At 43.6% G+C, this 26,593-nt stretch carries 24 protein-coding genes; 16 read left to right on the forward strand and 8 right to left on the reverse strand.

Annotated features, from left to right (window positions below):
• Window positions 1-13: 13 nt before the first annotated feature.
• Window positions 14-787 (reverse strand): THxN family PEP-CTERM protein, encoded by a 774-nt coding sequence (locus L4D78_RS14155; RefSeq protein ID WP_428467519.1) that lies wholly within the window; start codon window positions 785-787, stop codon window positions 14-16.
• Between the two features lie 281 nt (window positions 788-1,068).
• Between L4D78_RS14155 and L4D78_RS14160 the strand changes: the two genes are divergently transcribed.
• Complete coding sequence (locus tag L4D78_RS14160) at window positions 1,069-1,851, forward strand: TSUP family transporter (RefSeq protein ID WP_428467520.1); 783 nt, start codon at window positions 1,069-1,071, stop codon at window positions 1,849-1,851.
• A 59-nt stretch (window positions 1,852-1,910) separates the two neighbouring features.
• On the opposite strand, the gene cuyB is transcribed toward L4D78_RS14160, so the two are convergent.
• A complete protein-coding gene (cuyB, locus tag L4D78_RS14165; protein WP_428467521.1) occupies window positions 1,911-2,621 on the reverse strand; it encodes a cysteate racemase in 711 nt (236 codons plus the stop codon).
• Between the two features lie 192 nt (window positions 2,622-2,813).
• On the opposite strand from cuyB, the gene L4D78_RS14170 reads away from it, so the two are divergent.
• Window positions 2,814-3,698: a LysR substrate-binding domain-containing protein gene (locus tag L4D78_RS14170; protein WP_428467522.1), complete on the forward strand. Its 885-nt coding sequence runs from the start codon at window positions 2,814-2,816 to the stop codon at window positions 3,696-3,698.
• Window positions 3,699-3,753: 55 nt separating this feature from the next.
• Here L4D78_RS14170 and L4D78_RS14175 read toward each other — a convergent pair whose 3' ends face one another.
• Window positions 3,754-5,055, reverse strand: coding sequence for an anaerobic C4-dicarboxylate transporter (locus tag L4D78_RS14175; RefSeq protein ID WP_428467523.1), 1,302 nt, complete (start codon window positions 5,053-5,055; stop codon window positions 3,754-3,756).
• 374 nt (window positions 5,056-5,429) lie between these two features.
• Between L4D78_RS14175 and L4D78_RS14180 the strand changes: the two genes are divergently transcribed.
• A complete protein-coding gene (locus tag L4D78_RS14180) occupies window positions 5,430-6,200 on the forward strand; it encodes a TSUP family transporter (RefSeq protein WP_428467524.1) in 771 nt (256 codons plus the stop codon).
• Here the strand turns inward: L4D78_RS14180 and L4D78_RS14185 are convergent.
• Together L4D78_RS14185 and L4D78_RS14190 are read right to left on the reverse strand one after the other, a co-directional pair.
• Window positions 6,160-7,005, reverse strand: a complete 846-nt coding sequence (locus L4D78_RS14185) for a LysR family transcriptional regulator (protein ID WP_428467525.1) — start codon at window positions 7,003-7,005, stop codon at window positions 6,160-6,162. The genes L4D78_RS14180 and L4D78_RS14185 overlap by 41 nt on opposite strands.
• 71 nt (window positions 7,006-7,076) lie before the next feature.
• Window positions 7,077-7,562 (reverse strand): MarR family winged helix-turn-helix transcriptional regulator, encoded by a 486-nt coding sequence (locus L4D78_RS14190; RefSeq protein ID WP_428457511.1) that lies wholly within the window; start codon window positions 7,560-7,562, stop codon window positions 7,077-7,079.
• 242 nt (window positions 7,563-7,804) lie between these two features.
• Between L4D78_RS14190 and L4D78_RS14195 the strand changes: the two genes are divergently transcribed.
• From L4D78_RS14195 to L4D78_RS14245, 11 genes are all read left to right on the forward strand, one after another.
• Window positions 7,805-9,061 carry an imelysin family protein gene (locus L4D78_RS14195; RefSeq protein ID WP_428467526.1) on the forward strand — a complete coding sequence of 419 codons (1,257 nt, stop codon included), beginning with the start codon at window positions 7,805-7,807 and terminating at the stop codon, window positions 9,059-9,061.
• A gap of 240 nt (window positions 9,062-9,301) precedes the next feature.
• A complete protein-coding gene (locus L4D78_RS14200) occupies window positions 9,302-10,621 on the forward strand; it encodes a di-heme oxidoreductase family protein (protein WP_428467558.1) in 1,320 nt (439 codons plus the stop codon).
• A 10-nt stretch (window positions 10,622-10,631) separates the two neighbouring features.
• Complete coding sequence (locus L4D78_RS14205) at window positions 10,632-11,642, forward strand: imelysin family protein (protein WP_428467527.1); 1,011 nt, start codon at window positions 10,632-10,634, stop codon at window positions 11,640-11,642.
• Complete coding sequence (locus L4D78_RS14210; RefSeq protein WP_428467528.1) at window positions 11,623-12,792, forward strand: DUF1513 domain-containing protein; 1,170 nt, start codon at window positions 11,623-11,625, stop codon at window positions 12,790-12,792. The genes L4D78_RS14205 and L4D78_RS14210 overlap by 20 nt, the downstream gene beginning before the upstream one ends.
• Before the next feature lie 107 nt (window positions 12,793-12,899).
• Window positions 12,900-14,579, forward strand: a complete 1,680-nt coding sequence (locus L4D78_RS14215; RefSeq protein WP_428467529.1) for a L,D-transpeptidase family protein — start codon at window positions 12,900-12,902, stop codon at window positions 14,577-14,579.
• A gap of 174 nt (window positions 14,580-14,753) precedes the next feature.
• The gene (mepK, locus tag L4D78_RS14220) at window positions 14,754-15,302 is read left to right on the forward strand and encodes a peptidoglycan L,D-endopeptidase MepK (protein ID WP_428457515.1); all 549 of its coding nucleotides are present in this window, start codon (window positions 14,754-14,756) and stop codon (window positions 15,300-15,302) included.
• A gap of 141 nt (window positions 15,303-15,443) precedes the next feature.
• On the forward strand, window positions 15,444-16,097 hold the full coding sequence (locus L4D78_RS14225; RefSeq protein ID WP_428457516.1) for an MBL fold metallo-hydrolase: 654 nt from the start codon (window positions 15,444-15,446) through the stop codon (window positions 16,095-16,097).
• A gap of 289 nt (window positions 16,098-16,386) precedes the next feature.
• The gene (locus tag L4D78_RS14230; RefSeq protein WP_428467530.1) at window positions 16,387-17,094 is read left to right on the forward strand and encodes a response regulator; all 708 of its coding nucleotides are present in this window, start codon (window positions 16,387-16,389) and stop codon (window positions 17,092-17,094) included.
• The gene (locus tag L4D78_RS14235) at window positions 17,091-18,530 is read left to right on the forward strand and encodes a sensor histidine kinase (protein ID WP_428467531.1); all 1,440 of its coding nucleotides are present in this window, start codon (window positions 17,091-17,093) and stop codon (window positions 18,528-18,530) included. Before L4D78_RS14230 ends, L4D78_RS14235 begins: the two co-directional genes overlap by 4 nt.
• Complete coding sequence (locus L4D78_RS14240; RefSeq protein WP_428467532.1) at window positions 18,527-19,768, forward strand: ABC transporter substrate-binding protein; 1,242 nt, start codon at window positions 18,527-18,529, stop codon at window positions 19,766-19,768. Before L4D78_RS14235 ends, L4D78_RS14240 begins: the two co-directional genes overlap by 4 nt.
• A gap of 294 nt (window positions 19,769-20,062) precedes the next feature.
• Window positions 20,063-21,586: a PTS transporter subunit EIIC gene (locus L4D78_RS14245; RefSeq protein WP_428467533.1), complete on the forward strand. Its 1,524-nt coding sequence runs from the start codon at window positions 20,063-20,065 to the stop codon at window positions 21,584-21,586.
• A 133-nt stretch (window positions 21,587-21,719) separates the two neighbouring features.
• Here the strand turns inward: L4D78_RS14245 and L4D78_RS14250 are convergent, their stop codons facing one another.
• Window positions 21,720-22,394, reverse strand: a complete 675-nt coding sequence (locus L4D78_RS14250) for a DUF2982 domain-containing protein (protein WP_428467534.1) — start codon at window positions 22,392-22,394, stop codon at window positions 21,720-21,722.
• Between the two features lie 428 nt (window positions 22,395-22,822).
• Here L4D78_RS14250 and L4D78_RS14255 point away from each other — a divergent pair, with 428 nt between their 5' ends.
• The gene (locus L4D78_RS14255) at window positions 22,823-23,230 is read left to right on the forward strand and encodes a MarR family transcriptional regulator (RefSeq protein WP_428467535.1); all 408 of its coding nucleotides are present in this window, start codon (window positions 22,823-22,825) and stop codon (window positions 23,228-23,230) included.
• A 257-nt stretch (window positions 23,231-23,487) separates the two neighbouring features.
• On the forward strand, window positions 23,488-23,793 hold the full coding sequence (locus L4D78_RS14260) for a hypothetical protein (RefSeq protein ID WP_428467536.1): 306 nt from the start codon (window positions 23,488-23,490) through the stop codon (window positions 23,791-23,793).
• Window positions 23,794-23,957: 164 nt separating this feature from the next.
• On the opposite strand, the gene L4D78_RS14265 is transcribed toward L4D78_RS14260, so the two are convergent.
• Both L4D78_RS14265 and L4D78_RS14270 read right to left on the reverse strand, forming a co-directional pair.
• Window positions 23,958-25,148, reverse strand: coding sequence for an amino acid aminotransferase (locus tag L4D78_RS14265; RefSeq protein WP_428467537.1), 1,191 nt, complete (start codon window positions 25,146-25,148; stop codon window positions 23,958-23,960).
• A gap of 601 nt (window positions 25,149-25,749) precedes the next feature.
• Window positions 25,750-26,502 carry an enoyl-CoA hydratase/isomerase family protein gene (locus L4D78_RS14270; protein ID WP_428467538.1) on the reverse strand — a complete coding sequence of 251 codons (753 nt, stop codon included), beginning with the start codon at window positions 26,500-26,502 and terminating at the stop codon, window positions 25,750-25,752.
• Window positions 26,503-26,593: the final 91 nt, after the last annotated feature.

The following is a 26,593-nucleotide window of genomic DNA, read 5'->3' on the forward strand; positions in this document are numbered from 1 at the left end:
ATAAATTCCCGTTCTATGAATTATGCACACTAAGTTTGCGTGCAAAAAAGAGAAAACTGGCACCTAAAAATGCTAACGGTGCTGGCTCTGGTATTTGTGTAGGCGGGATCATCGCTCTCTCATAAGACATTACTTTTGCCGTGATGATAGCTTCATTATCTGCTACTTCTTTGGTTAGGAAGCTAGAAATTGTATTACCGCTGACTTTAAACCCTTCAACCGCAATGGTGTATTGTACGCTGTCGATTAGAAATGTCTGCGTTGCAGCCGCCGAGCTAACGAGTACTCGGTCAGCACAGCCATTATCGTTAACATCTGGTTGTTGGACTGTTTCGGGGTAAGCACATGGCGTGTCATTGTTTGGTGTCTCTTCGTGGTTAAAATCAAACACGAATTCAATGGGAGAAGACGCGGCACCGCCAAGAGAGACTGTTGTCGTTAGTTTTAATTGAGCGTTGTCTAAACTAGGTGGGTAAACGGGGTTATTGGCGTGGGTGAATGTCCCTAAATTGAAGACATCGCTTTGCTCTGTTGCAGAATCAAAGGTTGTGACAAATGTATCTTCCGACTCAAAAGTATAGCCACTTTGCCCGTAGCCAGCACTTCCCCCCCAGCTAATCATTGGGTCGGTTGCCGTTCCTGATTCTGTTGTCGTATTACCTCCATCAGATGTGACGACGTTCTGCCACTCTGCAGTAAAACTACCAAAGGTGATGTCTATTGTTGCCGAATTAGCCCCAAATGAAGTCAGGGCTATTAAAGGAAAGATGTATTTATTAATCATCATACAGGTCGTCCGTTCTGTCATTAAGTGCTGAAGTCGAGTTACCTTAGAACGACTAAGCAAGATGAGTGCCATTAATTTAATTGTTTTTATTCAGGCACTTAATTGCATCTGGTTTCCCGTCATTCTCATTGTGTAGAATTTGAGATTTCATTTAGCGAATCACGATTAAGTCGTTAAAGGAATAGGTTACGGCTTTAGTTTTTCTTTTCTTTATTTAACTAGCACGTAATCTATGCCGCCAGTATTGATGTTGATTGATTAATTAGGTGGTTTAGGTAGTGATGGACATTTCGTGGGATGTGATTGGTGTACTCTTTCTTGTTGCGAGTTTAGCTGGCTTTATTGATGCCTTAGCTGGAGGGGGAGGAATGCTCACAGTTCCGGCGTTACTTGCTGTTGGTATACCACCCGCACAGGCACTTGCGACTAATAAATTACAAAGTTCATTTGGTAGCTTTTCAGCTTCGCTGTATTTTGTCCGTAATGGCCTCGTGAAGCTCAGTGATATGCGTTTGGCCATTTGTTGTACTTTTGTCGGCTCTGCAATCGGGGCGCTGTTGGTACAAGTGATTAACCCTGGGCTTCTTACAAACCTGATCCCTGTGTTACTTGTCTGTATTGCTTTCTATTTTTTATTTGCGCCTGAAGCTGGAAGCGGTGGCGGCCAGCCTAAAATGAGCGAGGCTGGTTTTGCATTAACGGTTGGGGCGGGTATCGGCTTTTATGATGGCTTCTTTGGTCCAGGCACCGGCTCTTTGTTTGCAGTGTGTTTTGTATTGATCGCTCAAGTAGGGATTGTTGAAGCCACAGCTAAAACCAAAGTACTCAACTTCACCTCAAATTTTGCAGCTTTATTGTTTTTCATTTTGGCTGGACTGCCGATTTGGGAAATAGGCTTGATCATGGCAATTGGTGGATTTATAGGGGCTCGCTTAGGCGCGAAAGTCGTCGTAACGAAAGGACGTAAACTTATTCGCCCGTTAGTCGTGGTTGTATCAATGATAATGGCAGCAAAGCTTTTACTTGAACAAAATTCAGAATGGCTTACTTCATTATCCTCGTAGCGGAATACGTAAGCCATGGAATGTATGATATTGGTGGTATGAACCCTGATAACTAAGGGCTATGCCACAAGCTCTACAGTATCTTCGGTTGCCCATTCGATACATGCTTTTGCAAGGATATTCAGTGAATCAAGGCAAAGCTCTGGTTGGTTATGAGCTAATTCTGCCAGTGCGACTGGAATTTCGGTGCAACCTAAGATCACTGCCTCAGCACCCTGAGCGATCAGTGAGTCAAAGACCGGCTTCATTAGCTGGTGGCCAAGCTTTATATCGCCTGCTTTAACGGCATAAATCCCTTCCATAACGGCTTGTTGCTGGGGGGATGTTGTCCCGATTGCCGATATTTGTTTTTGCGCGAGTTTGGTTTGGTACATGCGGGTTTGCATTGTAGCCGTTGTCGCCATAATACCGACTTTCCGGTAATTTCGGCAGTGCGCTTCTTTAACAACGCTATCAAGAATACTGATTGTATGTACGTTGCAGCTATTTGCGAGGCGAGGATACCAATAGTGCGCAGTATTACATGGCATGACAATACATTCTGCGCCTGCTTGCTGTAACTGTTCCATACCTTGCTTAAGTGCTGGATAAGGGTCTGCGCCATTGCTGATGAGAAAGGCAGTGCGATCTGGGATCTGCGGGTTATTACTAACAAGCATAGGGATATGCTGCTGATCGTTATGTGCTGGCGTCTGTGCGATTATTTTCTGCATAAACTCAACGGTCGCCAACGGTCCCATACCACCTAAAATACCCAACTTCCTGCTCATAATGCTGTTCCTACAGTATTTTTAACTGAATTCACTATAAGTTAGCTGTTGCCCTGTGAGAAATGCCGTTGCTGAGCCTGTTATGCATAATCGGTATGACTTGATGGTGAAAGTGTGATCTATATGCCTTGAAATCTCTCTTTGTGTGAAACATGTTTCGTTATACTACGCTTTTCTTTTTATTCGACGTTTATGAATATTGAAAGCAAGTGGTTAGAAGACTTTTTAGTGTTAGCTGAAGTCAGGAATTTTTCATTGGCTGCTGAAAAGCGTAATGTCACCCAACCTGCATTTAGCCGGCGCATTAAAGCACTTGAACATACTGTTGGTGCAGAGTTAATCGATCGGAGCAAAACCCCAGTGGCGTTGACGCCGAGTGGCCGCTTGTTTCGAATTACAGCTCGCACGTTGATGAATCAAATGATGGATGGGATCGGGCAATTGTCTGATCTGTCTAAACTGGGCGGCAATATTGTAAGGGTTGCTGCTGCACACTCGTTAGCAACTAGCCTTGTCCCCTCGGTCCAATCGAAATTATTGGCTGGAAAACATAACCCGTTGTTAAGCGTAGAAGCCATTGATGTCGATCAGGCCATTGAAGAGTTACAAGAAGGGGGCTGTGATTTATTACTGGCTTTTGATGATGAACTACTTCGATTACCCCCTTACCAGTCATTACAAATAGGTGAAGCTGAGCTCTTACCTGTTTGTGCCTGTGATAATGAGGGAAATCCGCTTTATTGTTTTACAAACCGTCAAGAAGTGCCTTGGCTCGCGTATAGCCCAAGTTCTTATATGGGGCGTCAAGTTGAAGCTATACGTGATCAGGTAAGGCTAAAGCCGATCTTTTCATCCTCAATGACAGACTTGTTAAAGATACTTGTTTTGCAAGGGCTTGGGGTTGCATGGCTGCCTGACTATGCCATAAGGGAAGAGTTAAAAACGGGGAAGGTTGCTATTGTCGGTGACACTCACCTGAGACTACCAATTACTTATTATGCCTATCGTTATCAAGCTCGTTTGCATCCTGCAGGAGAGCAAGTTTGGCGGGCACTACGAGAGCATATAGCGGAATAGCATTGAAGCAATAACCAGACAGTTATTGCTTCAATGACAGAATTATCGCGTCATATTAAACAATCATTGGAGCGAGAAGGAAACCGCAAACTGTTGAAACGGCGACCCCAACTAAACCCGGTAATAAGAATGGGTGATCAAAGATATTCTTACCCATTCGAGTCGAGCCTGTTGAATCAAACTCAATGGCAGCTAGCGACGTTGGATAAGTCGGTAAAACAAACACACCAGTCACAGCGACAAACGACGCGAGTATTGCCCAATGAGGCACTTGTAAGCTTAACGCTAAAGGGATGATCAGTGGTGTAGTTGCACCTTGAGAAAGCAGTAATGTACAAGTGCCAAATAATACCAGTGATAGCAGCATTGGGTAAGATTGCAGGAGTGTACCTGCAAACTCTTTAATTTCAGGCAAGTAAGCATTCACCATCGTCGAACCCATTGTCACAATACCCAGAATGACTGCCACAGAGCTCATACCGGAGCGGAATGTTGTTGTACGGATGATTTTGTCTGGGTGAACGTTACACATTGGTACCATCAGACAAGCGACGGCAAACATTGAGACGATAATGATATCGCGTGTCGACATCATGCTGCCATCGGCAAAGTGTGGGCGTAGAGCCGGAAATGCCGCATAGATAACAATGGCAACCGTTGCTAACAAAAACAGCATGACGGAGTATTTAGCTTTTGGATCTAAGGATATATTTTGGCTGGTGTGTTGCTTATGTTCTTGTTGTAACCGCGAGAGATAAACAGGATCATCTTTGAGTTCACAGCCTTGGCGTGAAGCAATGAATGCGCCAACCATGGCTGCAATAAACGAAGCGGGAAGACAAACGGCCATTATTTCAAGGAAGCTTACTCCAATGGGTTCCATGATGGAGATCATCGCAGCCATAGCGGCAGAAATAGGAGAGCCTGAAATAGCGACTTGTGACGCCACAACGGCACCAGCAAGGGGGCGTGAGGGTCTTACCCCAATTTCTTTCGCGACTTCTGATATTACAGGTAATGTTGAAAAAACAGTGTATCCAGTACCTGCCATAATCGTCATTAACCAAGTGATCATCGGCGCTAAAAAGCAAATATAACGAGGGTTACGTCGCATGAGGTTGCCAGCGTGGTGTACCAGCCAGTCCATCCCTCCAGCAGCTTGCATGGTAGAGGCTGCCGTTACAACTGCCATGATGATCAAAATAACATTAACGGCAGGAGCACTAGGCTCGAGCCCGAACCCCAGAGTTAAAATGGCTAAACCTAGTCCCCCAGCTAAACCTACGCCAAGGCCTCCCATTTTGAGTCCCCAATAGATACAGCCCAATACCACCATGAGTTGCAATACTACAAACATAACCCGTCCTCTCCCTAAGGGATGAAATAAAAACCATCAATAACTTGTGGGTATGGTGCGCAAACTGGTCGGCGCTGTTAAATGCTAAATACTGCTTCTCAATAACGAATCGGCATGGCGGTATGGAAATAGTTGAGATTCGGTTAACAGAATAAGTCTATTAAGTCTGATTTTGTGTGAATAATGGCCGGTTAAAGGTTGAAAAATAGGCACTTATTTCTTTCTAGCACAAAATTGACGTATCAGAAGAGCATGATAAAAATACAATCAATTCCTAACTGGAATAGGTTGTCGTCCTTAGTTTCACTGTTCCTTATTGCGTTGCAGTGCTAGTTTCATGCACCTTAACCAGTTGATAGAAGAGATAGTATTTAATGGATTTGTCACTCGACGTGCTTGGGTTACTTTTTTTAGTCGCGGGACTTGCTGGTTTTATTGATGCCATTGCAGGTGGTGGTGGGTTGTTAACAGTGCCAGCTTTACTTGCAGCGGGTATACCGCCGACACAAGCGCTCGCAACGAACAAGCTTCAAGGCTCATTTGGTAGTTTTTCAGCCTCGCTATATTTCGTACGAAATGGTTTTGTCAGTTTACGTGAAATGCGTAATGCAATTGTTTTTACTTTTATTGGTGCTGCGCTAGGTGCTGAGCTTGTACAGCGTATTGATGCCGGGCTACTAACGAGCCTCATCCCTATTTTATTAGTTTGTATTTCACTCTATTTTCTTTTTGCCCCCCAAGCAGGCCAAGGCGGTGGAACGCCTAAATTATCAGAAAACGTTTTTGCACTAACGGTTGGTACGAGTATTGGCTTTTATGATGGTTTTTTTGGCCCCGGTGCTGGTGCGCTATATACCATTTGCTTTGTGGCTATTGCACAATTTGGTTTGGTTGAGGCAACGGCTAGAACCAAAATCTTAAACTTTACTTCAAACTTCGCTGCACTTTTATTTTTCATTGCCGCAGGGCTACCGGTGTGGGAAGTCGGCTTGGTGATGGCTGTCGGAGGCTTTATTGGGGCACGCATGGGGGCAAAAGTTGTAATAGCGAAAGGACGAAAGTTGATCAGACCTATGGTTGTGATTATTTCAATGGTAATGGCGATTAAATTACTGTTGGAACAGAACCCGCAATGGTTTCAATAAGTGTGCGAATGCGTTCTGATTGGTAACTATTTTGCCGATAGCACAGGTGAACTGGGCGAGTGAGAGCATGTAAAAAGTCAAAATGATGGCAATGCTCAGGGCTTATTTTTAAGGTTTTCGTGATTGAAATTGGTACAAGAGCGGGAGCCACACCACCTAATGCGAGCTGAGCGGCGGCTGTGTATGAGTCCATTTCCATTAAAGGAAGGATCCCTGCCTTTTGAAGTATGCCTGCTTGGTTTGCATTTGCTGGGTTATTGAAGTCATTCACCAGTAGCTGGGTTGGTTGTTGTTCAAGTGGCTGTAGACTAACAATTGCAAACGGCTCATCAAACAGATGCTGAGTTGATAAACCATGTTGTGGGGGTAAATGGCCAGCACAAAACCCAACGGTTGCATCGCCAGATTGAACCCTTTCGACGATAACAGGTGTGTGATGTGTGGTGATTGATATATAAGGATCACATTTAAAATAGCGTCCCATTAAGTTGCCGAGGTAGCCTGCGACTAACGTTTCTGAGCAGGCAAGGCGAATGAGAGAATGATCTTGGATACGCTGTTGATCGAAGATTAGCCCTTTCATTGCTTTATAGCTTGGCCCTATATTGTCGATAAGGGCGATGGCATCCGCGGTCAATTTAATGTGGCGTCCTGCGGGTTCGATGAGCTTTTTCCCTAGACGTTGCTCTAGCTTGGCGATTCGCTTACTGACAGCACTTTGACTGAGATAAAGGCGGCTTCCTGCCCGGCTCATCGTTCCTTCTTCAGCAAGAACTAATAATGTTTCAATTCCTTCGAGTAACAAAACGGTACTTCCTGCTGACTATTGATTGCTTATCGTAACGGCTTGTGGAATAACGAGTACTCCACTTAACATTAGTTACCAGCTTCTTGCTGGGTAATGCTACCGACTTCAAGCATCGCTGCGACTTCAAGGTGCTCGGCATTCATCATAGAAGATATACGCTGCACTGAAGAAAGTAACAACGATTGTTCCCATTCTTCTAACTTTTGAAAGCGTGCCACAAAATCTTCTTGAAGAGGTGGTGGTGCTTTTGCTAACACTTCCTTACCTTCCTCTGTTAAATAAGCGTGCACTTTTCGTTTATCAAGTTTGCTACGTTCACGAACAACGAGTTGGCGCTTCTCTAATCGGTCAAGGATCGTTGTCGCTGTTGCCTGGCTCATGTTCGTATTGTTAGAAAGTTGCCTGATAGTCACTTCACCAGAATCTCGGATAGCACGCATTAGTACTAATTGTGGCCCCGTTAAGCCCGCGACCTTATTTAGCTTGCGCGAATGCAGGTCGATGGCTCGGATGATCTGTCGAAGGGCGATCAGGACTTCGTCATGCTTGTCCATAAAACTCTCCTGAAATATTGTTCGGCGAAATTACAACAAACGAGCACAAGTTGGAAGTGTTAGTTTTCAGAATGTTGCACAAACCCGCGATGTGACATTTGTCGTCCTTTTAATAATGACCGCTAATGGCAGGTTTACAAGTTGTTACAATTATGGATATCATAAATGTAATAAAAATAATTATCACTTAGATTTCTATTTAGTTATATCTATAAACAGCTTTCACATGGACGAAAACAATAATGAAAACACCTTTTACACTTAATCTTTTTATGGCTTCATTACTCACGATGCCACTTGCAGCCAATGCAGAGATCACTAAAAGTGATGTGGTTGAACACTATGCCGATATTGCTCACGCGGTCTACAGTGATTCTCTGGCCACAGCGCAGTCACTTGATAAAGCCATTGATTCCCTTATTGCTTCACCTTCGCAAGACAGCCTAGAGAAGGCTCGAAAAGCATGGAAGCAAGCCCGAGTGCCTTACCAGCAATCTGAGGTCTTCCGTTTTGGCAACGCTGTCGTTGATGATTGGGAAGGGCAACTGAATGCGTGGCCATTAGATGAGGGGTTAATTGATTATGTGGCTGACGACTATCAGTATGAATTAGGCAATGAGGGGGCTCAGGCTAATATTGTTGCCAGTCAATCAATCCAAGTCGGCAACCGTAAAGTAAGTGCTGCTAAGATAACGCCTGAGTTATTGGCTGATCTTAATGAAATTGGCGGTTCTGAAGCGAATGTTGCAACGGGTTACCATGCGATTGAATTTTTACTTTGGGGCCAAGATTTAAATGGCACGGGAGAAGGGGCAGGCGAACGGCCGTACACGGATTTTGCTTATGGCGAAGCATGTACCAATGATAACTGTGACCGTCGGCGTGAATATTTGAAAGCTACGTCGGTACTACTTCAACGTGATTTGAGTTGGATGGAGCAACAGTGGTCTGCTAATTCAACGACTAATTACCGAACCGAATTGCTTGCTGATTCAAGCGATAATGGTTTACGTAAAATGCTATTTGGAATGGGGTCTCTATCGCTCGGTGAACTGGCGGGAGAGCGCATGAAGGTGGCACTAGAAGCTAATTCAACAGAAGATGAGCACGATTGCTTCTCTGATAACACCCATAACTCCCATTACTATAATGAGCAGGGTATTTATAACGTTTATACAGGCAACTACATGCGTGTAAACGGTGAGTTGCTATCAGGCCCAAGCATTCATGATTTAGTTGAAAAGAAAGACAAGCAAGCTGCAATGGCCATTCAGGCCGAATTTGATCAGGCCCGCTCACAAGTCTATACCTTGGTGCAATCAGCTGAAAAAGATAACCAGTCATTTGATCAGTTAATCGCTTCAGGTAACAAGGAAGGCCACGCTTTAGTGAACGGTGCCATTATTGCACTGGTTAAGCAAACTGAAGGTATCGAGAAAGCTGCCGGTATTCTTGGGGTGAGTAACCTTAATCCAGACACTGCTGATCACCAGTTTTAATCTTTTATTTTAAATGAAGAATAAATAGGCGAGTTGCGTAGGTGAAATCGTATTCGCCTATGCATGAAGTAAGGGCTCATTAGGCTTTTTCCTAGGAGCCCTTTTGCCGTTATAACGAGTATGTGAGCTATGAAGTTATCGTCATCTTTTTTATTAATTTCGTGGGTATTACTGACATTTGATGCCTTTGCGACCCCTTCTGAACCAGAGAAAAAACGATCAGCAGATCAAATAAAAATAATGAAGTCAGGGGGTAATACGACCGTTAGAAAGTCAGGCCCGAATGCATTTTCTTTGCCTGCTGCTAATTTACCGCTATCAAAACGTTTAGATTTCAGTGTTGGAAACAGTTTCTTTCGCAATCCGTGGGTACAAGCACCTGCAACGACCGATGCGCGCGATGGCCTTGGTCCTCTGTTTAATACCAATGGTTGCCAGAATTGCCACATTAAAGATGGCCGAGGCCATCCTCCTGAAAGTGGTGATAGCAATGCCGTTTCGATGCTTGTGCGTTTGAGTATTCCTGCGGTAACTGACGAACAAAAACGCGCCATCATCACGGATGGCGTGATCCCTGATCCTATCTATGGCGGCCAGTTGCAAGACTTTGCGCTTTCTGGGGCAAAACCAGAAGGGCAAATAGCGATAACCTATCAAGAATTAGCTGTAACTTTCGCTGATGGCGAGGTTGTAATGTTGCGCAAACCAACATTAAAGATAACTGACTTGAATTATGGCCCGATCCACCCTGATGCCATGATGTCGGCACGCGTGGCGCCACCCATGATTGGGCTGGGTTTATTAGAGCAAATTCCAGAAGAAACGTTGATAGAAATGGCGAGTCATCAGTTAACTGAGGGCAAGGGCGTCACAGGTAAAATAAATAAAGTCTGGGATGTTGAACAGCAGAAATTGGTGGCAGGGCGTTTTGGCTGGAAAGCGGGCCAGCCAAACCTGATGCAGCAGAATGCCGCCGCATTTAATGGCGATCTTGGTTTAACGAGCCACCTATTTCCTGTTGAAAACTGTACCAGCATGCAAACAATTTGTCAGGAATTACCCAATGGTGGCGATATTGAAGTGAGTCAAAATGTACTGACATTCGTTGAGTTTTATTCTCGTCACCTTGCTGTGCCTGCAAGGCGCAATATTGATGATCCCCAAGTACAAAAAGGCGAAGTGTTATTTGAAGATGTGGGTTGCAAAAGTTGCCACCAAACGCAATTGAAAACAGCCGCTAACACAGCGCTTCCCGCCTTGTCTGAACAGTTAATAAACCCTTATACAGACTTGTTGTTACATGACATGGGAGAGGGGCTTGCCGATGATCGCGGTGAATATTTAGCGAACGGTCGTGAGTGGCGTACCGCACCGTTATGGGGGCTGGGTTATACCAAAGAAGTTAACGGGCATACAACACTGCTGCATGATGGTCGGGCAAGAACCGTGATGGAAGCCGTGCTATGGCATGGTGGGGAAGCGCAACCAAGTCGTGACAAAGTATTGGCATTGTCGAAAGATAACCGTGATGCCCTAATTGCCTTCCTTGGCTCACTTTAAGGGATTATGTATGAAGCAAACATTGAGGTTAGCCGTGCTGGCGATAGTGACGACAATTATCGGGGGGTGTCAATCAGATGCAGAAACTACTCCAAAAGTCATTCATCAGCAACATACAGTCGCTGCAGAAACATTTTCAGAGGCTGCTAACGAGTTGTCTGCGAGTGTTAACAGGGTATGCCGTAATTACTCCAATGCAGCACTTATTGATGCACAACAAGCATGGCAACGCGCAATGCAGCATTGGATGTTTTTTCAAGGGCGAGAAAAAGGCAGTGAGAATGCACTGGCGTTAAGCTGGGATATTCAGTTTTGGCCAGACAAGAAAAACACCACGGGCCGTAAATTGACTCAACTGTTAGAGCAAGATGTTCAATGGACTGCAACATTGCTAAGTGAGCAGAGTGTGGCGGTGCAGGGTTTAGGAGCCGCAGAGTGGTTTTTATTCGAACATTCAGAGTTGCTAAAACAACCAAAGGGGTGTGAGTTAGCAATAGCGGTTGGGCAGCGTATTACCCAAAACGCAATCCAACTGGAGGCTGCGTGGCAATCTAACCCTTGGCAACAACTGACGCCTCAATTGGCATTAGTTGAATACTTAGGCGCGTTAAGTAATCAGCTTGATTACAGTATGAAAAAATTGACGCGTCCTCTGGGTAAACCCGGTTTCCCAAAGCCTTACCAAGCTGAGTCTTGGCGTTCAGGTACGTCATTAGCAAACTTAAAATTCAGTGTTGAGGCAATGCAACAGCTCTATATTGCAGAGGGAAAAGGTCTTGATGCGTTATTAAGAAGTAAAGAGCACTTTAGTACTGCAGACCGAATAGCACTGAGGTTTCAAACATTGCTAGACAGTTGGCCGACAGAGCCAAGTATGGGGGAGATGTTAACAACACGAGAGGGGTATCGCTCACTCTTGAAGATATCAAATAGCTTAGAGTACATCCAAATTGCACTGCAAGATGACGTTGCACCAGAGCTAGGAATTGTTGTGGGGTTCAATGCAACCGATGGTGACTGATCAAACAAGGCGGAAGTTGTTACAAGGTGCTCTGGGCGGAATTGTACTTTCCCCGTTTGCCAGTGTTCTGAGTGGTTGTAGTCAGCCCCTTCCAGTTATTAATGCTTCTGATAAACCGAACGTTGCCAATAGTAGGGAAGCTATTATTGGCTGTAGCCGTCAGCCAAACGGGCAGTTTGACGTTGTTGTTGCTAAGCCCAATGGAATGCCAATTTATCAGCTGAACTTACCTGCGCGAGGCCACGGGGTTGCTATTCAGCCGAATGGCACGTTAGCGGCGGCATTCAGTCGCCGTCCTGGCCGTTATTTGCAAGTTTTTGACTATCGTACTGGTGAACGTTGGCCTTTAAAACAAGCCGATCAGGACAGACACTATTATGGGCACGGTGTATTTTCACCTGATGGGCAATGGCTTTATGCTACAGAAGGAAAAGCACACACTAGCGAAGGTGTTATCGGGGTATATGCGCTAAACCACGAGGCCTCGACACAGCCTAAGCTAATTAAAGTCGCTGAATTTACGGGTTTTGGTATTGGTCCTCATGAGGTTGTTCTCGCGGATCAAGATACACTTGCTATCGGTGTTGGAGGTGTGCATACGCAGGGTAGAACACCGCTGAACTTAGATACAATGCAGCCCGCATTGGTTTACATTAACCGCCATACCGGTGAGTTGGTCGATCAGGCTGAGTTGGCAGATAAACGGTTGAGTATTCGCCACCTTAGTGTGACCGAGTCAGGAGACATTGCTTGCGGCCAGCAATACCGTGGCGAACCTGAAGATGCCGTACCGCTGGTGGCTTTACACCGTCGAGGTGGGCCACTTAATAGTTTGGTCGCAGAAGATGAAGAGTGGCAGCGCTTTAATCACTATATTGCAAGTATTGCCAGTCTCGATGGCTATTTGCTTGCAACGTCTCCAAGGGGAAACTGCTACGGTATTTGGAATGAGGCCTCAAAGGAATTAGTGGCGCTAAACCCCTTGATAGATGCATCTGGAGTTGGTGTCTTGAACGGGGCATGGCGAGTGGGTTCCGGCTCAGGAAAAATTGCGTCAGTGAGTCCACCAGCGACCAGTGTGACCTTCCAAAGCCCTATCATGTGGGATAATCATTGGCATATTGTGGGGACAAATAAGAAATCCAGTTGATTTTCGAATAATTGAAACATTGCTGACTGACGTTGAAGGCTAAATTTAACTCGTCATTTATTGTATTTGCCATAATTAAAAGAATGGTGATGAGGAGTCAGTTGGCGATGACAAAGCTTAGTCGGATTGGCCTTGTTCTAATAGTTGCTTGTTCTCAGACACTTTTGGCTGAAGAGTTTCAACCGGTACAGCCACTATCTGCTCAAGCAGAGATAGAACAACGATTTTCTGAAGATATTATTCAGAGCAGAAAAGCACAACAATGGGTTCACGAGGTGGCCAATAACATTGTGGCGATACGCTATGTCGATAAACTTGCTGAACTCTATCATGCCATTGGTTTTGTTCCCCTTTGGCAAGATACTTTTACGGCCTCAGAATTTGAAGAGCAGCTCCGTATTATTGCGCTTTCTGGCGTGAGTAGTGATTTTTCGAATCGATATAGGCTACTGAAAAGTTACAAACAAAGTAATGATTGGCGGCAATACGACTTGCTTGCGTCCGATACGCTATTTGCGTATATGAGCTATGTTGAAGGCATGCCTACACACGGGCGTGGCTGGTTATTTGGTGCAGGCGTTGATAACAGGCTGTCACTCCCCTCAGATACTTATATTGCTCATTTGTTCAAAGCCATTGAATCAGAGCGTTTAAGGTATTTTATCAGTGCGATGAAGCCCGCGGGTGATAGCTACAGCCAGTTACTCCATGCGATTGAACAGCAAAAGCAGGCTGCACAATCGGCATGGCCAGGGTTTTATCAGTCGGGTATGGTCCGTTTAGGCACTCGTTTAATAAATCCCGAAGGGTTGATAACCATTCTTGAGAGCCAAGGTGATTTGCGAGATTTTGAAGCTGACCAAATTCGGGCTGCGGGTGTAAGAACGTACAATATCGATTTAGCGAACGCGGTCAAAAGCTTTCAGTTACGGCATGGCTTAAAACCTGACGGTGTAATTGGCCCACAGACACGCTACTGGTTGGCATTATCTCCTCAATCTCGCGTGCGTGTTTTAGCCCTAAATGCAGAGCGCACTCGCTTATGGTCAGATACGTCAAGCTCCGTCTTGATTGTGAATATTCCCAATTTTGAAATGAGCCTATGGTTAGACAATAAGCATATTATGGACAGCAAAGTCATAGTGGGACGGCCGAGTCGTCGTACCCCACTGATGACATCAAAAGTCTCTTCCGTGGTGTTTAACCCTTATTGGAACGTCCCAATGTCAATTATGCGTAAAGATATCCTACCGAAGGCGCAGAGAGATAGGGGCTATTTGTATCGTAATGATTACGCGGTGATCCGGAGCTGGACTAGCTCTGAGCAAATTCCGATTCATACTATTGATTGGCGCATTGTGAACGCTAAATCTTTTCCATATCGTTTACGTCAAAAACCGGGTAAAAAGAATGCGTTAGGTCGCTTTAAATTCAATATCCCTAATGACAATGCTATTTATCTGCATGATACCCCGGCAAAGAGTCTATTTAACAAGGATGCGAGGGCATTTAGCTCGGGTTGTGTCCGTGTAGAGCAAGCTGAAAATCTTGCGATGATCCTGCTCAATCACTCGGGTGTCTCTGAGGGGCGGGTAAACCAGCTTAAGTCGCGTACGAAAACAAAGACAGTGGGCTTACAAACCAACGTTAAGGTGTATGTGATTTATCAGACGGCTTGGGTAGATGAACAAGGTATCGTTAATTACCGCAATGATGTCTACGACTATGACAAATTTGTTGTGTCGTCTCAAAACCAAGAATTATTTACAACAATTTACAATGAATAAAATGCTTTGTAGTCAATAATTAGACATTAAATGCGCCATTTTCCGTCACTTTTTTGTCCAATTGGGGTTTGACTGAATAAATACTGAACGTTATCTTCCCTCTTGTGTTTGGGTATACCGCTTCGCTTGTTGAGGAATGCGCAGAGAGTACAAGAAAGTGGTGTTCGTTTAGTTATGTCTGGAATTGATTACACGCGTCGTCAGCTGCTTGTTGCTGGCGGGCTAACAATGGCGGCTAGCCTAGTGCCGGGAATCGCACTCGCTAGCCCATATAAAGCAAGAAGCATCCGTAAGATTTCGTTATGCAACATTCACACTCGCGAAGAGCTTGATAGTGAATACTTCGACGGGACTTACTACCTTAAGGAAGAGTTGCAAAAGATTAACCATATCTGCCGAGACTTCCGTCGAAACGAAGTCGCTAACATGGATCGTCGCCTGTTTGATGCAATTACTCGCATTCAATCAAGCTTGGGCCATACAGGGCAAGTACGGGTTATTTCAGGGTACAGGTCACCTGCAACGAACAAAGCGCTACAAAAAAATGGCGGTGTTGCAACCAAGAGCTACCATATGAAAGGGCAGGCCATCGACTTCAGCTTAGAAGGGGTGTCTTTGTCTCGTATTCGTAATGCAGCTTTAGAGCAACGATTAGGCGGGGTAGGGTATTACCCTAGAAGCGGTTTCGTTCATATCGATACCGGGCCTGTCCGCCGCTGGTAATTTTACTGGCGAGTAACATGAATAATTACAAAGCCGACACTACCTCCCTCTCTTGGTGGTTGTCGGCTTTGCTGTATTTGGCATTTGAACATGGCCTTGTGGTATCCTGCGGCAAGTCATGTAATTGCTAGGAAAATGTAAATGAGCCTTCAGTTTGAAATTGTGCCTGTTACCCCATTCCAACAAAACTGCTCCATTATCTGGTGTGATGAAACAAAAGAAGCCGCAATGGTCGATCCCGGTGGCGACATTCACCTACTAAAAGCGAAGGTACAACAGTTGGGGTTAACAGTTACTAAGTTAATTTTAACGCATGGTCACCTAGACCATGTTGGTGGCACTGAACCATTGGCAAAAGAGTTGGGAGTCCCTGTTATTGGCCCACATAAGGACGATGCGTTTTGGCTACAAGGCTTACCGCGTCAAAGTGAAATGTTTGGCTTTCCTATGACAGAGGCGTTTGACCCTGATCAGTGGCTTGATGAAGGTGATACGGTACAGGTTGGCAACCAATCGTTGGCTGTACTTCACACTCCAGGGCATACGCCTGGCCACGTTGTTTTGCATAACGCCCAAGCTAAAATAGCGTTTGTTGGTGATGTGCTATTCAAAGGTGGTATTGGTCGTACAGACTTCCCTAAAGGCGATCACCAGACTTTGATTGAGTCGATAAAAGGCAAACTATGGTCATTAGGTGATGAGACCACCTTTGTACCTGGTCATGGTCCAATGTCGACATTTGGTCATGAGCGAGTATCAAATCCATTTGTTGCTGACGAAATGCCACTGTATTAGGCATATCCCCAAATAAAGTAAGATCCGCGGTTATAGCGCAAAAACGAGTGTCCTTTGTGGCACTCGTTCTTGATTCCTACAATCATACTTGGTTGTTGTGTTTTGCCAATGATCGACGAGCAATCGTCGCATGCGTGTCTCTGGTTTTGAATATTAGGTTTTGTTTATTATTGTAATGTAAGAGTTTTTTTACATTAGGGGGATTGCGCACAAATTATCGGTATAGCTCTTGTTTCTTAATCACTATTTAGTCACAGTAGATCGGATAATTATTCTTATCGAGGTGACCATGGAAAATAAGACTATCTTAGTGGTCGATGATAGTCAGGAGATCCTTGACGCACTGAGTGAGTACCTTGAACGCTCAAGTTTCCACGTTCACACTGCTCATGATGGTGAAGAAATGTGGAAAAAATTGGATCATATTTTACCCGATCTAATTATTCTAGATATTATGCTCCCTGGAGATGATGGCTTAACGCTTTGTCAAAAGTTGAGACATAACTCCCAAGTCCCTATCATTATGTTAACAGCTGTCACCGATGATGCTGATCGAATTGCCGGTCTTGAAATTGGTGCCGATGATTACATTACAAAGTCATTTAATCCACGTGAACTATTAGCTCGTATTAAAGCATTATTACGCCGAAGCCGTTACAGTGATAGCCAAACTGATCATAAAGTCCGTTTTCTTGACTGGACATTTGACACGTTGAAGAGGCAGTTACGGAATGATGATGGAGAGATCGTTTCTTTATCTGGCGCCGATTATTCCGTGCTTAGCTTAATGTTAGACTCTCCCAATCAGTTGTTAAGCCGTAATGATATATCCCAAACGCTATGGGGAAGGGATGCAGAGCCATTAGAGCGTGGTATTGATGTTCAAATTAGCCGACTAAGAAGGCAGCTTAGAGATGATGATAGAACCACGATAATTACAGTTCGCAACCGTGGCTATATGCTTGCAATTAATGCTAATTCTTACGGACGAGCATGAGCCATAAAAGCTTTTTACAGTCCATGGTGGCACGTATTACGCTTTCCATGCTCGCTGTTATAATCGTTGCCGAGGTGTTTGCGGGGATTGTTTGGTTTACAACTACATCTGCGTCAAAGCGAGATTCGGCATGGCAAGCGATGTCAGCGATTACCTCTGCGGCTTTTGAGACAATTGATTATTTCTCCGATCTTCCTGTAAATTATAGGTACTTAGTGTTAGAACAGTTGCGAAATGTAGGAGGTACCCGCTTCTTTATTTCAATCAATAATCGTTCACTTGAAATCCCTTCACTTGTTAATCACTCTTTAGTTCCTGAACTAGAACAACGTTCAATGCTGCTCCTCAGAGAAAAACTCAACGCTGCTGAACATGATATTGTTTTTACACTCACACATAGAGATGACTTATTACTTTTTAACTCAGGAATAAAGCTCAAAGAGCTCCCTGCTTTATGGAAGGATTATAGTTTGGTGCTTGGTGAACTTGAGCTACCAATTGCGGTGGTACAAGTTCGGCTTGCACAAGGTGAGTGGCTTTATTTAGCTACCGTACTACCGCTCTCATACAGCTCGTTGACTGAAACCTTTATCGATGGGCGTCAACTTGTATTTTTAATGATCGCCACCGTATTACTTGTTGGTGTGTCTTATATTTTGGTTCAAAAAGAAGTACGCCCGTTTCGCTCATTAGCGCGCTCTGCAACGTTAATGGGGGCACAAATGCAAATAGAGGAAATAAAGGAAGAGGGGAGCAGTGAAACTCGAGCGGCGATTCATGCTTTCAATAAAATGAACCGTCGTATAAAAGCTTACTTACGGGATAGGGATACCTTCTTTAATGCGATTTCTCACGATATTAAAACACCGTTAGCTTGCTTGAAGCTAAGGACAGAAATGTTGGATGATGAATCTACTCGTTTACGATTTGCTAAGTTATTAAGTGAAATTGAAATGATGCTCAATGGCGCTTTGCAATGTATGAAAGATAACGATATACACGAAGAATTAGCGTGGATTGATATCAATGACTTGTTTGAGCAGTGTGCAGCAGTGTACAACAAAGACTCCCACCGAGTTGCATTATCGGTGGCACCTCAAATCAAACTTTATGGCAAACCTCTAGCGATTAAACGTTGTGTGTTCAACTTAGTTGATAACGGAGTGAAGTACGGTGATTTTGTCAGTGTAGATGTTAAATCTAACGAAGGCAGCATCCTAATTGTTATTCAAGATTCAGGACCTGGGATTGAAGAGGGTTTACTTGAAAAAGTCTTCGCCCCCTATTTTAGAGCGGCGAACGAACAGGTGGATGGGTCCGGTTTAGGACTCTCTATTTCTCGCAGTATCGCACGTGCGCATGGAGGGGATATTCAATTGGAAAGTGGTCTCGATAGCGGCCTTACAGTGAGAATGACACTGGTGAATTTGTTATGAAAATTTGGCTGTATTTTGCAGCGGTATTTTTGATGAAACCTGCCTTTAGTAATCAGACCGTTGAATTACTGCATTGGTGGACATCCAGTGGTGAAGAGGCTGCATTTTCAGTGGTTGAAAAGGTATTTGATGATATACCTGAGACGCTTAAAAGCGAACCTATCGTAGGCGGTGGAGGGGCTCCTGCAAAGACAATATTACAAGCCAAGGCGATAGCTGGCACACCTCCAGATATTGCGCAAATGGAAGGGCCATCTATTCAGTCTTGGGCTGCGTTGGGTTTTCTTCATGAACTCGACATTCCTGCAGCGCAGTATCGCTGGGATTCAACGTTATATCCAGAAATCCAATCTATACATAAATATAAAGGCGTATATGTTGCCATCCCGATAAATATACATCGATTGAACTGGATGTGGGCGAATAAAAAGCTTCTTGATGCACACGGTATTCCTTTGCCTACAAATTGGGAGGCGTTATTAAACGCTTTTATGGCATTAAAAAACAAAGGAGTAAAGCCATTGGCGATTGGGGATGAACCGTGGCAAATTGTTCAAATTTTCGAGAATATCGCCTACGGCGTCGGTGGCGCCGATTATTATCGCCGCGCTTTTGTTGACCTTGAACCACTCGCATTGAATAGCAAAGAAACAGCTGAATCATTGAAGCGATTTCGAGAGATTGCAACTATTGTTGGTAATCGCTTACCTAAGTTGACCTGGAATCAGGCAACCGATGCATTATTAGACGGGGAGTATGCGTTTCAATTAACAGGTGATTGGGCTTTAGGAGAAATGATTCACCAGTATGGTGGACTACCTGATTTTATAGAGTGTGCACCGTTCCCATCAACGGGAAATGGGTATATATACAATATCGATAGCTTGGCCTTCTTTAAAACTGCTGGGAACAGAGAAGTCGATATTTCAATGATTGCCGCCACTCTTTCATCACCAAATTTTCTTATTGAGTTTAGCCGAAAAAAGGGCTCGATTCCTGCACTACATAATGTCTCAGTTGATGAGTTAAATAGATGTCAGCAACGATCGTTCAAAGATTTTAATCAAGCTAGTGAGTCAGGTACAGCCATACCTAGTTTTATTGATTCTATGGCAGTAAACCCAACGATTCAAAATGCGGTATCTAAAGAGCTATATCATTACTTTTTGGACTCCTCAGTATCAGCTACTACTATTGTCAGTCATTTGAATGCGATTAATGTTGAAAAAATGCGTTAGTTGGGAAATGTAAGTGGTTTATTAAGAGCAACTTACATTTCACCAACAAAATTAACCCACGTGTGTATTTAAGTCAGCTTGTTTAAGCTGGCTTTTTATATTTTTGGAATGTTAACTTTAATAATAAATTCTTAATCTGGTGAGTACGCCTGTACGATTGCTTTTATTGTTTTTTGATTATCATCGTGAAGTTTGTAAGCTCATAGTTACAAACTGATTGCTATTTGTAACCTTCACCAAAGCTTTAATCGGTATTATTTGATGGTATGTAAAACCCTCATCAAGGATATGATTATGGTTAATAAAATTAAAAACGCTTTATCCCAGCTTTCTTTAATAGGGAAAGCGCTCATGCTACCTATTTCGATATTACCCGCAGCAGGTTTATTACTTGCGTTTGGTGCAAAATTGGATATTCCATTGATGCTTCGTGCCGGCGGCGTAATTTTCGATAATTTGGCATTACTTTTTGCTGTTGGTGCTGCGGTGGGACTAACAAAAGAATCTGGAATCGCAGCTTTAGCAGCAATTGTTGCTATGGTCGTAATGAATGGAACGATGGGAGTCGCATTAGGCATTACGCCTGAAATGGCAATGAGTGGTGGACGTTATGCTATGGTTATGGGGATTCCGACTCTACAAACTGGCGTATTTGGTGGCTTGATTGCTGGTATCCTCGCTGCAACGATGTATAAGCGATTCTTCGATACCCAATTACCCGAATTCCTGGGTTTCTTTGCGGGTAAACGGTTTGTACCAATTGTAACTGCATTCTCTGCATTTATTATAGGTTTGATACTTCCTTATATTTGGTCATATATACAATCTGGAATTGATGCACTTTCACATATGGCAAATAGCGGAAACATGTATTTATCGACGTTTATTTATGGTTTCATGGAACGAGCTTTAATTCCGGTGGGGTTACATCATATTTTTTACAGCCCTTATTGGTTCTCTTTTGGTGAATATACAACTGCAGCAGGTACTGTCGTCAATGGTGATCATACAATCTGGTTTAAGATGCTGGAAGACGGTGTAACTAGTTTTTCAACTCCAGAGTATCAAAATGCGGGTAAGTTTCTATCAGGTAATTTTGCTATCTATATGTTTGCTTTCCCTGCAGCGTGCTTAGCAATGTATCACGAAGCAAAAGATAGAAATAAGAAGATTGCTGCTGGTATTTTAGGCTCTGCAGCACTGACTTCCTTTGTTACTGGAATAACAGAACCCGTTGAGTTTGCGTTTATTTTTGTTGCACCGGTACTTTATATATTCTCAGCTATCATGGCGGGTATTTCTTATGCTGTGACTTATGCGTTGGATATACATATAGGTAAAACCTTCTCTGCCGGTATTATCGACTTTGTTTCTTTCGGTGTGTTACCAGCAATGGATGGTTTCAAAACAAATTGGGTCAACCTGTTTATCTGGGGGCCTGCAATGGCGGTTATTTACTATGGTGTGTTCCGTTTTACGATTCGTCGGTTCGACCTGAAAACCGTGGGGCGTGACAGCACTGAAAGCAAAGCAATCACTCTAGATAATGAGGAGCTCGCTCGTGAGATCACTGGCCTTATTGGTGGCAAACCGAATATTGTGACTGTTGGTGCTTGCATTACGAGATTACGCTTGCAAATCAAAGACCTCTCACTCGTCGATGACGATGGGATTAAAGCACTAGGTGCTATGGGTGTAATACATGTAGGCTCGAACGGGCTGCAGATCATTCTCGGCGCTCGGGCTCAATTTGTTGCGGATATTATGAGTGGCGACATAGACAATATTGACGGAACGCTCACAACTGAATTGGTGTAATGTCTAGCAAGTCTGAGTATACCGCTAGCATACATGTCTATCTTTTCTACCGAAACCCCTCACTGATGTGAGGGTTTTTTCGTTTTGCGATTGCAATCATAATGTAGCGCTTCCTTATAATTGGCAAAGCTCACTATAAGGCTGCTAAATATCGTCGTGCAAGCCCTGCAAAATCAGCGGCTGGACGATCAAGCACATCTTCAGAAATAAAAAAATCATAACCTAGGTAGGCACGGTTATAGCGCATCCGATTCGCCAGCATGGCCTGTAGCCCTTTGAATGTTTTTCCTGAAGCTAATGTAGTACGGTTGTCATCAAACAGAATATCTTCCAGTTGCTCATTAGTATTGCTTGAGCGCTTATGTGCCATAACCAATAAAGGCCGTTGTTCAATCAGCAATTTGCTGGCCACTCTTGGGCAAATATCTTCAATAAAGCCTTCATAATCTTTTAGTTTGATACCAACCCATGGTATTGGCTGGTGCCAGCCATCTTGCTCGATAGTCGCTTGTGCGATTTGTTCAATGTTAGTCCAGCGTGTTGTCCAGCCTCCATTAGGAGAGTGAAACTGGATGTGCATAAACGTCAGAGTGAAAGAAAGTGCGGCATCTTGGTAAGAGGCATACCCGATTAAGGCAAGCATCGACGCAGATATCAATAATAGTATAATCGCAGCAGGCGCAATACCCGGTAGAGAAAAACTAAGAATAGCGGTCAGAAGAATACCAATAAGCCCTAGAAGGCAAAGGTATTGGCCGTTGGGGATATGTGTTGGCCGAATATACTGTGTTTTTAATTCAGTGTTCATAATCATAGTATGAATCAAGCTTGCGTCTTTACCATTGTACGAAGAAGGACTCTTATAGGATTAGTTATATTTTTACGTCTAATGAACTTCTCTTGGATATGAATAAGCCACAGGATGGCTTTTGTAAGTTGTTTATATGCCCTTGTATGCATTTGGTTTTTTTATGTACGTTAGCTTCATAATAGCGGAAGTTTGTTATTTTTCAGTACTTTTTATAGCCAATGAAAAGGTGTGAAAATGCGACTTTTTCGCCTGTTTTTGAGTAAAGTCATCTTTTGTTGCAGCTTAAATAACCGTTTGCTGGCATTTCTCTGACATCCTTGGTATAACACGCGCTTACTTTTTCCCGCTGGAAATGTCGGGTAGTCCCACCGGGCCACTTGATAGATAGTGGTGACTGAAAGTAGTGCAACGGAGTAGGAAATTTAATGAGAATCTCTCACAAACGTAACGTTCAGCTTAAGCTGCAAAAACGCCTTAAAGGCATTGTAGTTGAAGCAAAACCAGCAGCAAAAACTGCTGTGAAAAAAGCACCAACTGCAGAAACAGCAAAAGCTGCTCCAGCGGCGAAACCTGTTGTTAAAGAGCAAAAGCCAGTTGAAGCGGCAGCACCTGTTGCGGCTCAAGTGTCTTTAACTCCAAAGCAGCAGCAAGTGCTGGATATTGTTGTTAAGAATATTGAAGGTCTTAATCCGAAAGGTATTGGTCTTCAAGCTGGCCAAGAAGATGCGAAAGCGGCTTCATGGGCAACTGGTGCGCTTAAAAAACTGGCTGAAGAAGGCTTGGTTGAGCGCATTCAGCTAGCAGGTAACAAGGTGCTTTACAAAGCGCTTTAATTGCTTGTTAGACCCGTTCCTGTTACATAACAGGAACGGGTATTACTTGATTTTTTTGCTTCTTCTTTTTCATTCTATGCTTCCCCCTCCTGCGGTAAATCACCTGTCTCATTATTGAACCTTTCGCCGACTAAATTGAACTTGCCTTGTTTTCATCTGCCGTTATGTCTCATTTCTGCTATAACTTATTAAGAATGGACTCTAATTAGGCTTATTACATTCTGTTTTTGAGGGACGTAAAAACACGGAGGCGATATATGACAATGATAAGTGCTAGAGAGTTTTCTGACTGGCTGCGCGATCGCTTTGCCGAAGATGATCAAGGGGTCTGCCTGACCCGTGACGATATTAATCAGCTAACTGGCAGACAAAGTTTCTCGTTAGGTTTCGTAAATGATATTCACTATGAATTAATGCAGCATGGGATGGCATTTGTCACCGACACATCTCGAGAGGCATTTTATCTTGTACCTATATCGAAAAAACCGTGGCGCGAGCAGTTAGAACATCAGTATGAGAGGGAGCTTTTTTGCAATGTCCTGCCCCTCGATAAATCTGGCTGAAGAAGTTAAAAATACTAAAAAGCGTCAGGGGAAGAAAAAACGCGACTGATTTTATATATGTTATTTGGCTTGTTATCAATCGGGTAAGCTGGGATGCTCGTGATTGGTACCAATTAAAAACGGACCCTTTGGGTCCGTTTGCGTATCTTACGTTCTAGCTATGATTAAAGAACCGCAGCAATGCCTTTACACAGTGGAAGCATGTTTGACTTGGTCATCCCTGCAACACTGATACGGCCTGAGCCGACAATATAAATACCGAACTCTTCTTTAAGGCGAGTCACTTGATCTTTATTTAGGCCAGAAAATGAGAACATACCGTTTTGGCGTTCAATGAAGCTGAAATCTTTATCAACACCAAGATCTTTTAGTGTTTGTACGAATAAGGTACGCATTTCTTGAATGCGGTCACGCATGTCAGCGACTTCTTGTTCCCACTCGGCACGTAAAGCGGCATCGTTAAGGATCTCTGTTACAACCGCTGCACCATGCGCTGGTGGATTAGAGTAAATTACGCGAGCAATGCTTTTTACTTGGCTAAATGCTGTTACACCTTCTTCGTTTGATTTAGCCACAAGGGTAAACGCACCAACACGTTCATTATATAAGCCAAAGTTTTTTGAGAACGAACTCGCAATCAGTAGTTCTTCACACTGATCAGCGAAAATACGCAGACCTTGGGCATCTTCTTCAACGCCTGAAGCAAAGCCTTGGTAGGCAAAGTCGAACATGGGAAGCAGCTGTTTCTCTTTACATAGAGTCGCAAGCTGTTGCCATTGCTCTACCACAGGGTCAATGCCTGTTGGGTTATGGCAGCAACCATGTAGCAAAACGATATCGCCTGGTGCAGCCTTGGCTAGATCTGCAAGAGCCGCATCAAAATCCATGTCTTTCGTTTCTGCGTTGTAGTAGCTGTACTGCACGGTTTCTAGACCTGCAGCAGCGAATACACCGTTATGGTTAGCCCAAGTCGGGTTACTAATCCAAACTTTCGCATCACCTAGTTGACGCTTGATAAATTCTGCCGCTAGACGCAGTGCACCAGTACCTCCCGGCGCTTGTGCTGTAAGTGCGCGCTTAGATGAGATAATCGGTGAATCAGCACCAAAAAGAAGTTGCTGCACGGCTAGGCCATATTCGGCTGTTCCCGGAATACTCAGGTACGATTTGGTCGTTTCTTTTTCCAGTAAGATTGCTTCCGCTTTTTTAACGGTTGCAAGTACTGGCGTATTACCTGCTTCATTTTTATAAATACCAACACCAAGGTTAATTTTCTCAGGGCGGGTATCACTTTTGAATTCTTCAGTTAGACCAAGAATTGGATCGGCGGGAGCAGCAGAAATTTTTTCAAACATTGTCATCATCCATGCAGGTAAAAATAAACAGTCATTAGGGTATTTATACCTTCATAAGCGGGGGCTTGACAAGAAATTGTAATAATTACATTAAATAAAAATTCAGAGTGGCTAATTGTTGTAGCTTTTTAGTAACGCCACGTAGCTTTGATTAAAGAATAATCAATTACAGACGTATCAAAATGACGGTATAAATTTACAGGTTAGCCGTTATTATGTGATAAATACCGTATTTTATGAGCTATATGGACAGGAATGACGTCATTTTATGAAATTAGTTTCAATATTCGTCATGTCGTGTGAAATTATTCTCATAATATGCAGGTAGGGTTTAGCTCTGCATTAGATGGAAAAGAAAGCGGGTAAATAGCATAAATTAGACAAGGTATTGCGAGGCAAGCATACAGAAACCTTGGCTTCACCCTGTTAGTTTATGAAATAGGTCAAAACAAAGCTTGTTACACGGTTATTTAATCTTGATGTTAGTTAAATAGGCAAAAGACCTGCATTGAGATACAGGCCTTTCGTTCCATCTATAAGCCGAACATTTCACTAAAGATTACTGTTTAAGGGTAACCCCCGTTGATATCGAGTTATATTATTATGAGCAAATGGCACTTTTTTCTAAAAAGAGACGAAAAGCTTTCATTGCTTCAGGTTGCTTTATTTGGCGTGTTAATTGCTCATTCTCTTGCTTTACGAGTTTCAGTAGTGTTTCTCTATCTGGCGTTGAGAGCATGGCTTTTGTTATTCGCATCGCGTTGGGGGGAAGTTGACTGATTGTATTTGCACATGCTGTTGCGGCTTGTTCAGGGTCTGGACTGATCTCATTAACAAAACCAAGGCGAACCGCTTCTGTTGCGTCCATTGGCTCACCAAGCATTAGCATTGCTTTTGCCTTTCGCTGGCCAATGATTTTTGACAGTTGAACACTCGAAGCCATTTCTGGGCATAGACCAAGGGACACGAAAGGTGTTTGAAAACGGGCGTTATGCGAACAATAGATAAAATCGAAAAATTGCAGCATGGTAGTCCCTATGCCAATTGCGGGTCCATCTACAGCGGCAATAAGTGGTGTGTCGCAATTGATGAGTGATTTCATAAATCGCTCTCCCGCGAAGTCAGCTAAACCCTCAGCCATCGCAATGAAATCTTTGATATCGTTTCCGCTACAAAAGATGCCGGGTAAGCCTGCGAGCACAATCGCACGTACTTCTTTGGCTTTATCGCCTTGCTCTATTGCAATAGCAAGTTTTTCATACATGGCTTGGTTTAGGGCATTCTTTGCGTCAGGGCGGTTTATTTTGATGTATAAAACATGCCGTTCATGATGATGTTGAATTTCTCTGCTCATAGCTTGTATACCACAGTGGTCTGATGAGCTATTTAATATCAAATTGGTTGAGTAAATCTGTGATTAAAATATCAAACCGAACAAAAAGTAG

It is taken from the genome of Photobacterium minamisatsumaniensis (assembly GCF_050336695.1).
Taxonomy (GTDB): domain Bacteria; phylum Pseudomonadota; class Gammaproteobacteria; order Enterobacterales; family Vibrionaceae; genus Photobacterium; species Photobacterium minamisatsumaniensis.

Coding starts and splice junctions, on each gene's coding strand:
- L4D78_RS14155 (WP_428467519.1), bottom strand. CDS start 787: ATGATGATTAATAAATACATCTTTCCTTTAATAGCCCTGACTTCATTT.
- L4D78_RS14160 (WP_428467520.1), top strand. CDS start 1,069: ATGGACATTTCGTGGGATGTGATTGGTGTACTCTTTCTTGTTGCGAGT.
- cuyB (WP_428467521.1), bottom strand. CDS start 2,621: ATGAGCAGGAAGTTGGGTATTTTAGGTGGTATGGGACCGTTGGCGACC.
- L4D78_RS14170 (WP_428467522.1), top strand. CDS start 2,814: ATGAATATTGAAAGCAAGTGGTTAGAAGACTTTTTAGTGTTAGCTGAA.
- L4D78_RS14175 (WP_428467523.1), bottom strand. CDS start 5,055: ATGTTTGTAGTATTGCAACTCATGGTGGTATTGGGCTGTATCTATTGG.
- L4D78_RS14180 (WP_428467524.1), top strand. CDS start 5,430: ATGGATTTGTCACTCGACGTGCTTGGGTTACTTTTTTTAGTCGCGGGA.
- L4D78_RS14190 (WP_428457511.1), bottom strand. CDS start 7,562: ATGGACAAGCATGACGAAGTCCTGATCGCCCTTCGACAGATCATCCGA.
- L4D78_RS14195 (WP_428467526.1), top strand. CDS start 7,805: ATGAAAACACCTTTTACACTTAATCTTTTTATGGCTTCATTACTCACG.
- L4D78_RS14200 (WP_428467558.1), top strand. CDS start 9,302: ATGAAGTCAGGGGGTAATACGACCGTTAGAAAGTCAGGCCCGAATGCA.
- L4D78_RS14205 (WP_428467527.1), top strand. CDS start 10,632: ATGAAGCAAACATTGAGGTTAGCCGTGCTGGCGATAGTGACGACAATT.
- L4D78_RS14210 (WP_428467528.1), top strand. CDS start 11,623: ATGCAACCGATGGTGACTGATCAAACAAGGCGGAAGTTGTTACAAGGT.
- L4D78_RS14215 (WP_428467529.1), top strand. CDS start 12,900: ATGACAAAGCTTAGTCGGATTGGCCTTGTTCTAATAGTTGCTTGTTCT.
- mepK (WP_428457515.1), top strand. CDS start 14,754: ATGTCTGGAATTGATTACACGCGTCGTCAGCTGCTTGTTGCTGGCGGG.
- L4D78_RS14225 (WP_428457516.1), top strand. CDS start 15,444: ATGAGCCTTCAGTTTGAAATTGTGCCTGTTACCCCATTCCAACAAAAC.
- L4D78_RS14230 (WP_428467530.1), top strand. CDS start 16,387: ATGGAAAATAAGACTATCTTAGTGGTCGATGATAGTCAGGAGATCCTT.
- L4D78_RS14235 (WP_428467531.1), top strand. CDS start 17,091: ATGAGCCATAAAAGCTTTTTACAGTCCATGGTGGCACGTATTACGCTT.
- L4D78_RS14240 (WP_428467532.1), top strand. CDS start 18,527: ATGAAAATTTGGCTGTATTTTGCAGCGGTATTTTTGATGAAACCTGCC.
- L4D78_RS14245 (WP_428467533.1), top strand. CDS start 20,063: ATGGTTAATAAAATTAAAAACGCTTTATCCCAGCTTTCTTTAATAGGG.
- L4D78_RS14250 (WP_428467534.1), bottom strand. CDS start 22,394: ATGAACACTGAATTAAAAACACAGTATATTCGGCCAACACATATCCCC.
- L4D78_RS14255 (WP_428467535.1), top strand. CDS start 22,823: ATGAGAATCTCTCACAAACGTAACGTTCAGCTTAAGCTGCAAAAACGC.
- L4D78_RS14260 (WP_428467536.1), top strand. CDS start 23,488: ATGACAATGATAAGTGCTAGAGAGTTTTCTGACTGGCTGCGCGATCGC.
- L4D78_RS14265 (WP_428467537.1), bottom strand. CDS start 25,148: ATGTTTGAAAAAATTTCTGCTGCTCCCGCCGATCCAATTCTTGGTCTA.
- L4D78_RS14270 (WP_428467538.1), bottom strand. CDS start 26,502: ATGAGCAGAGAAATTCAACATCATCATGAACGGCATGTTTTATACATC.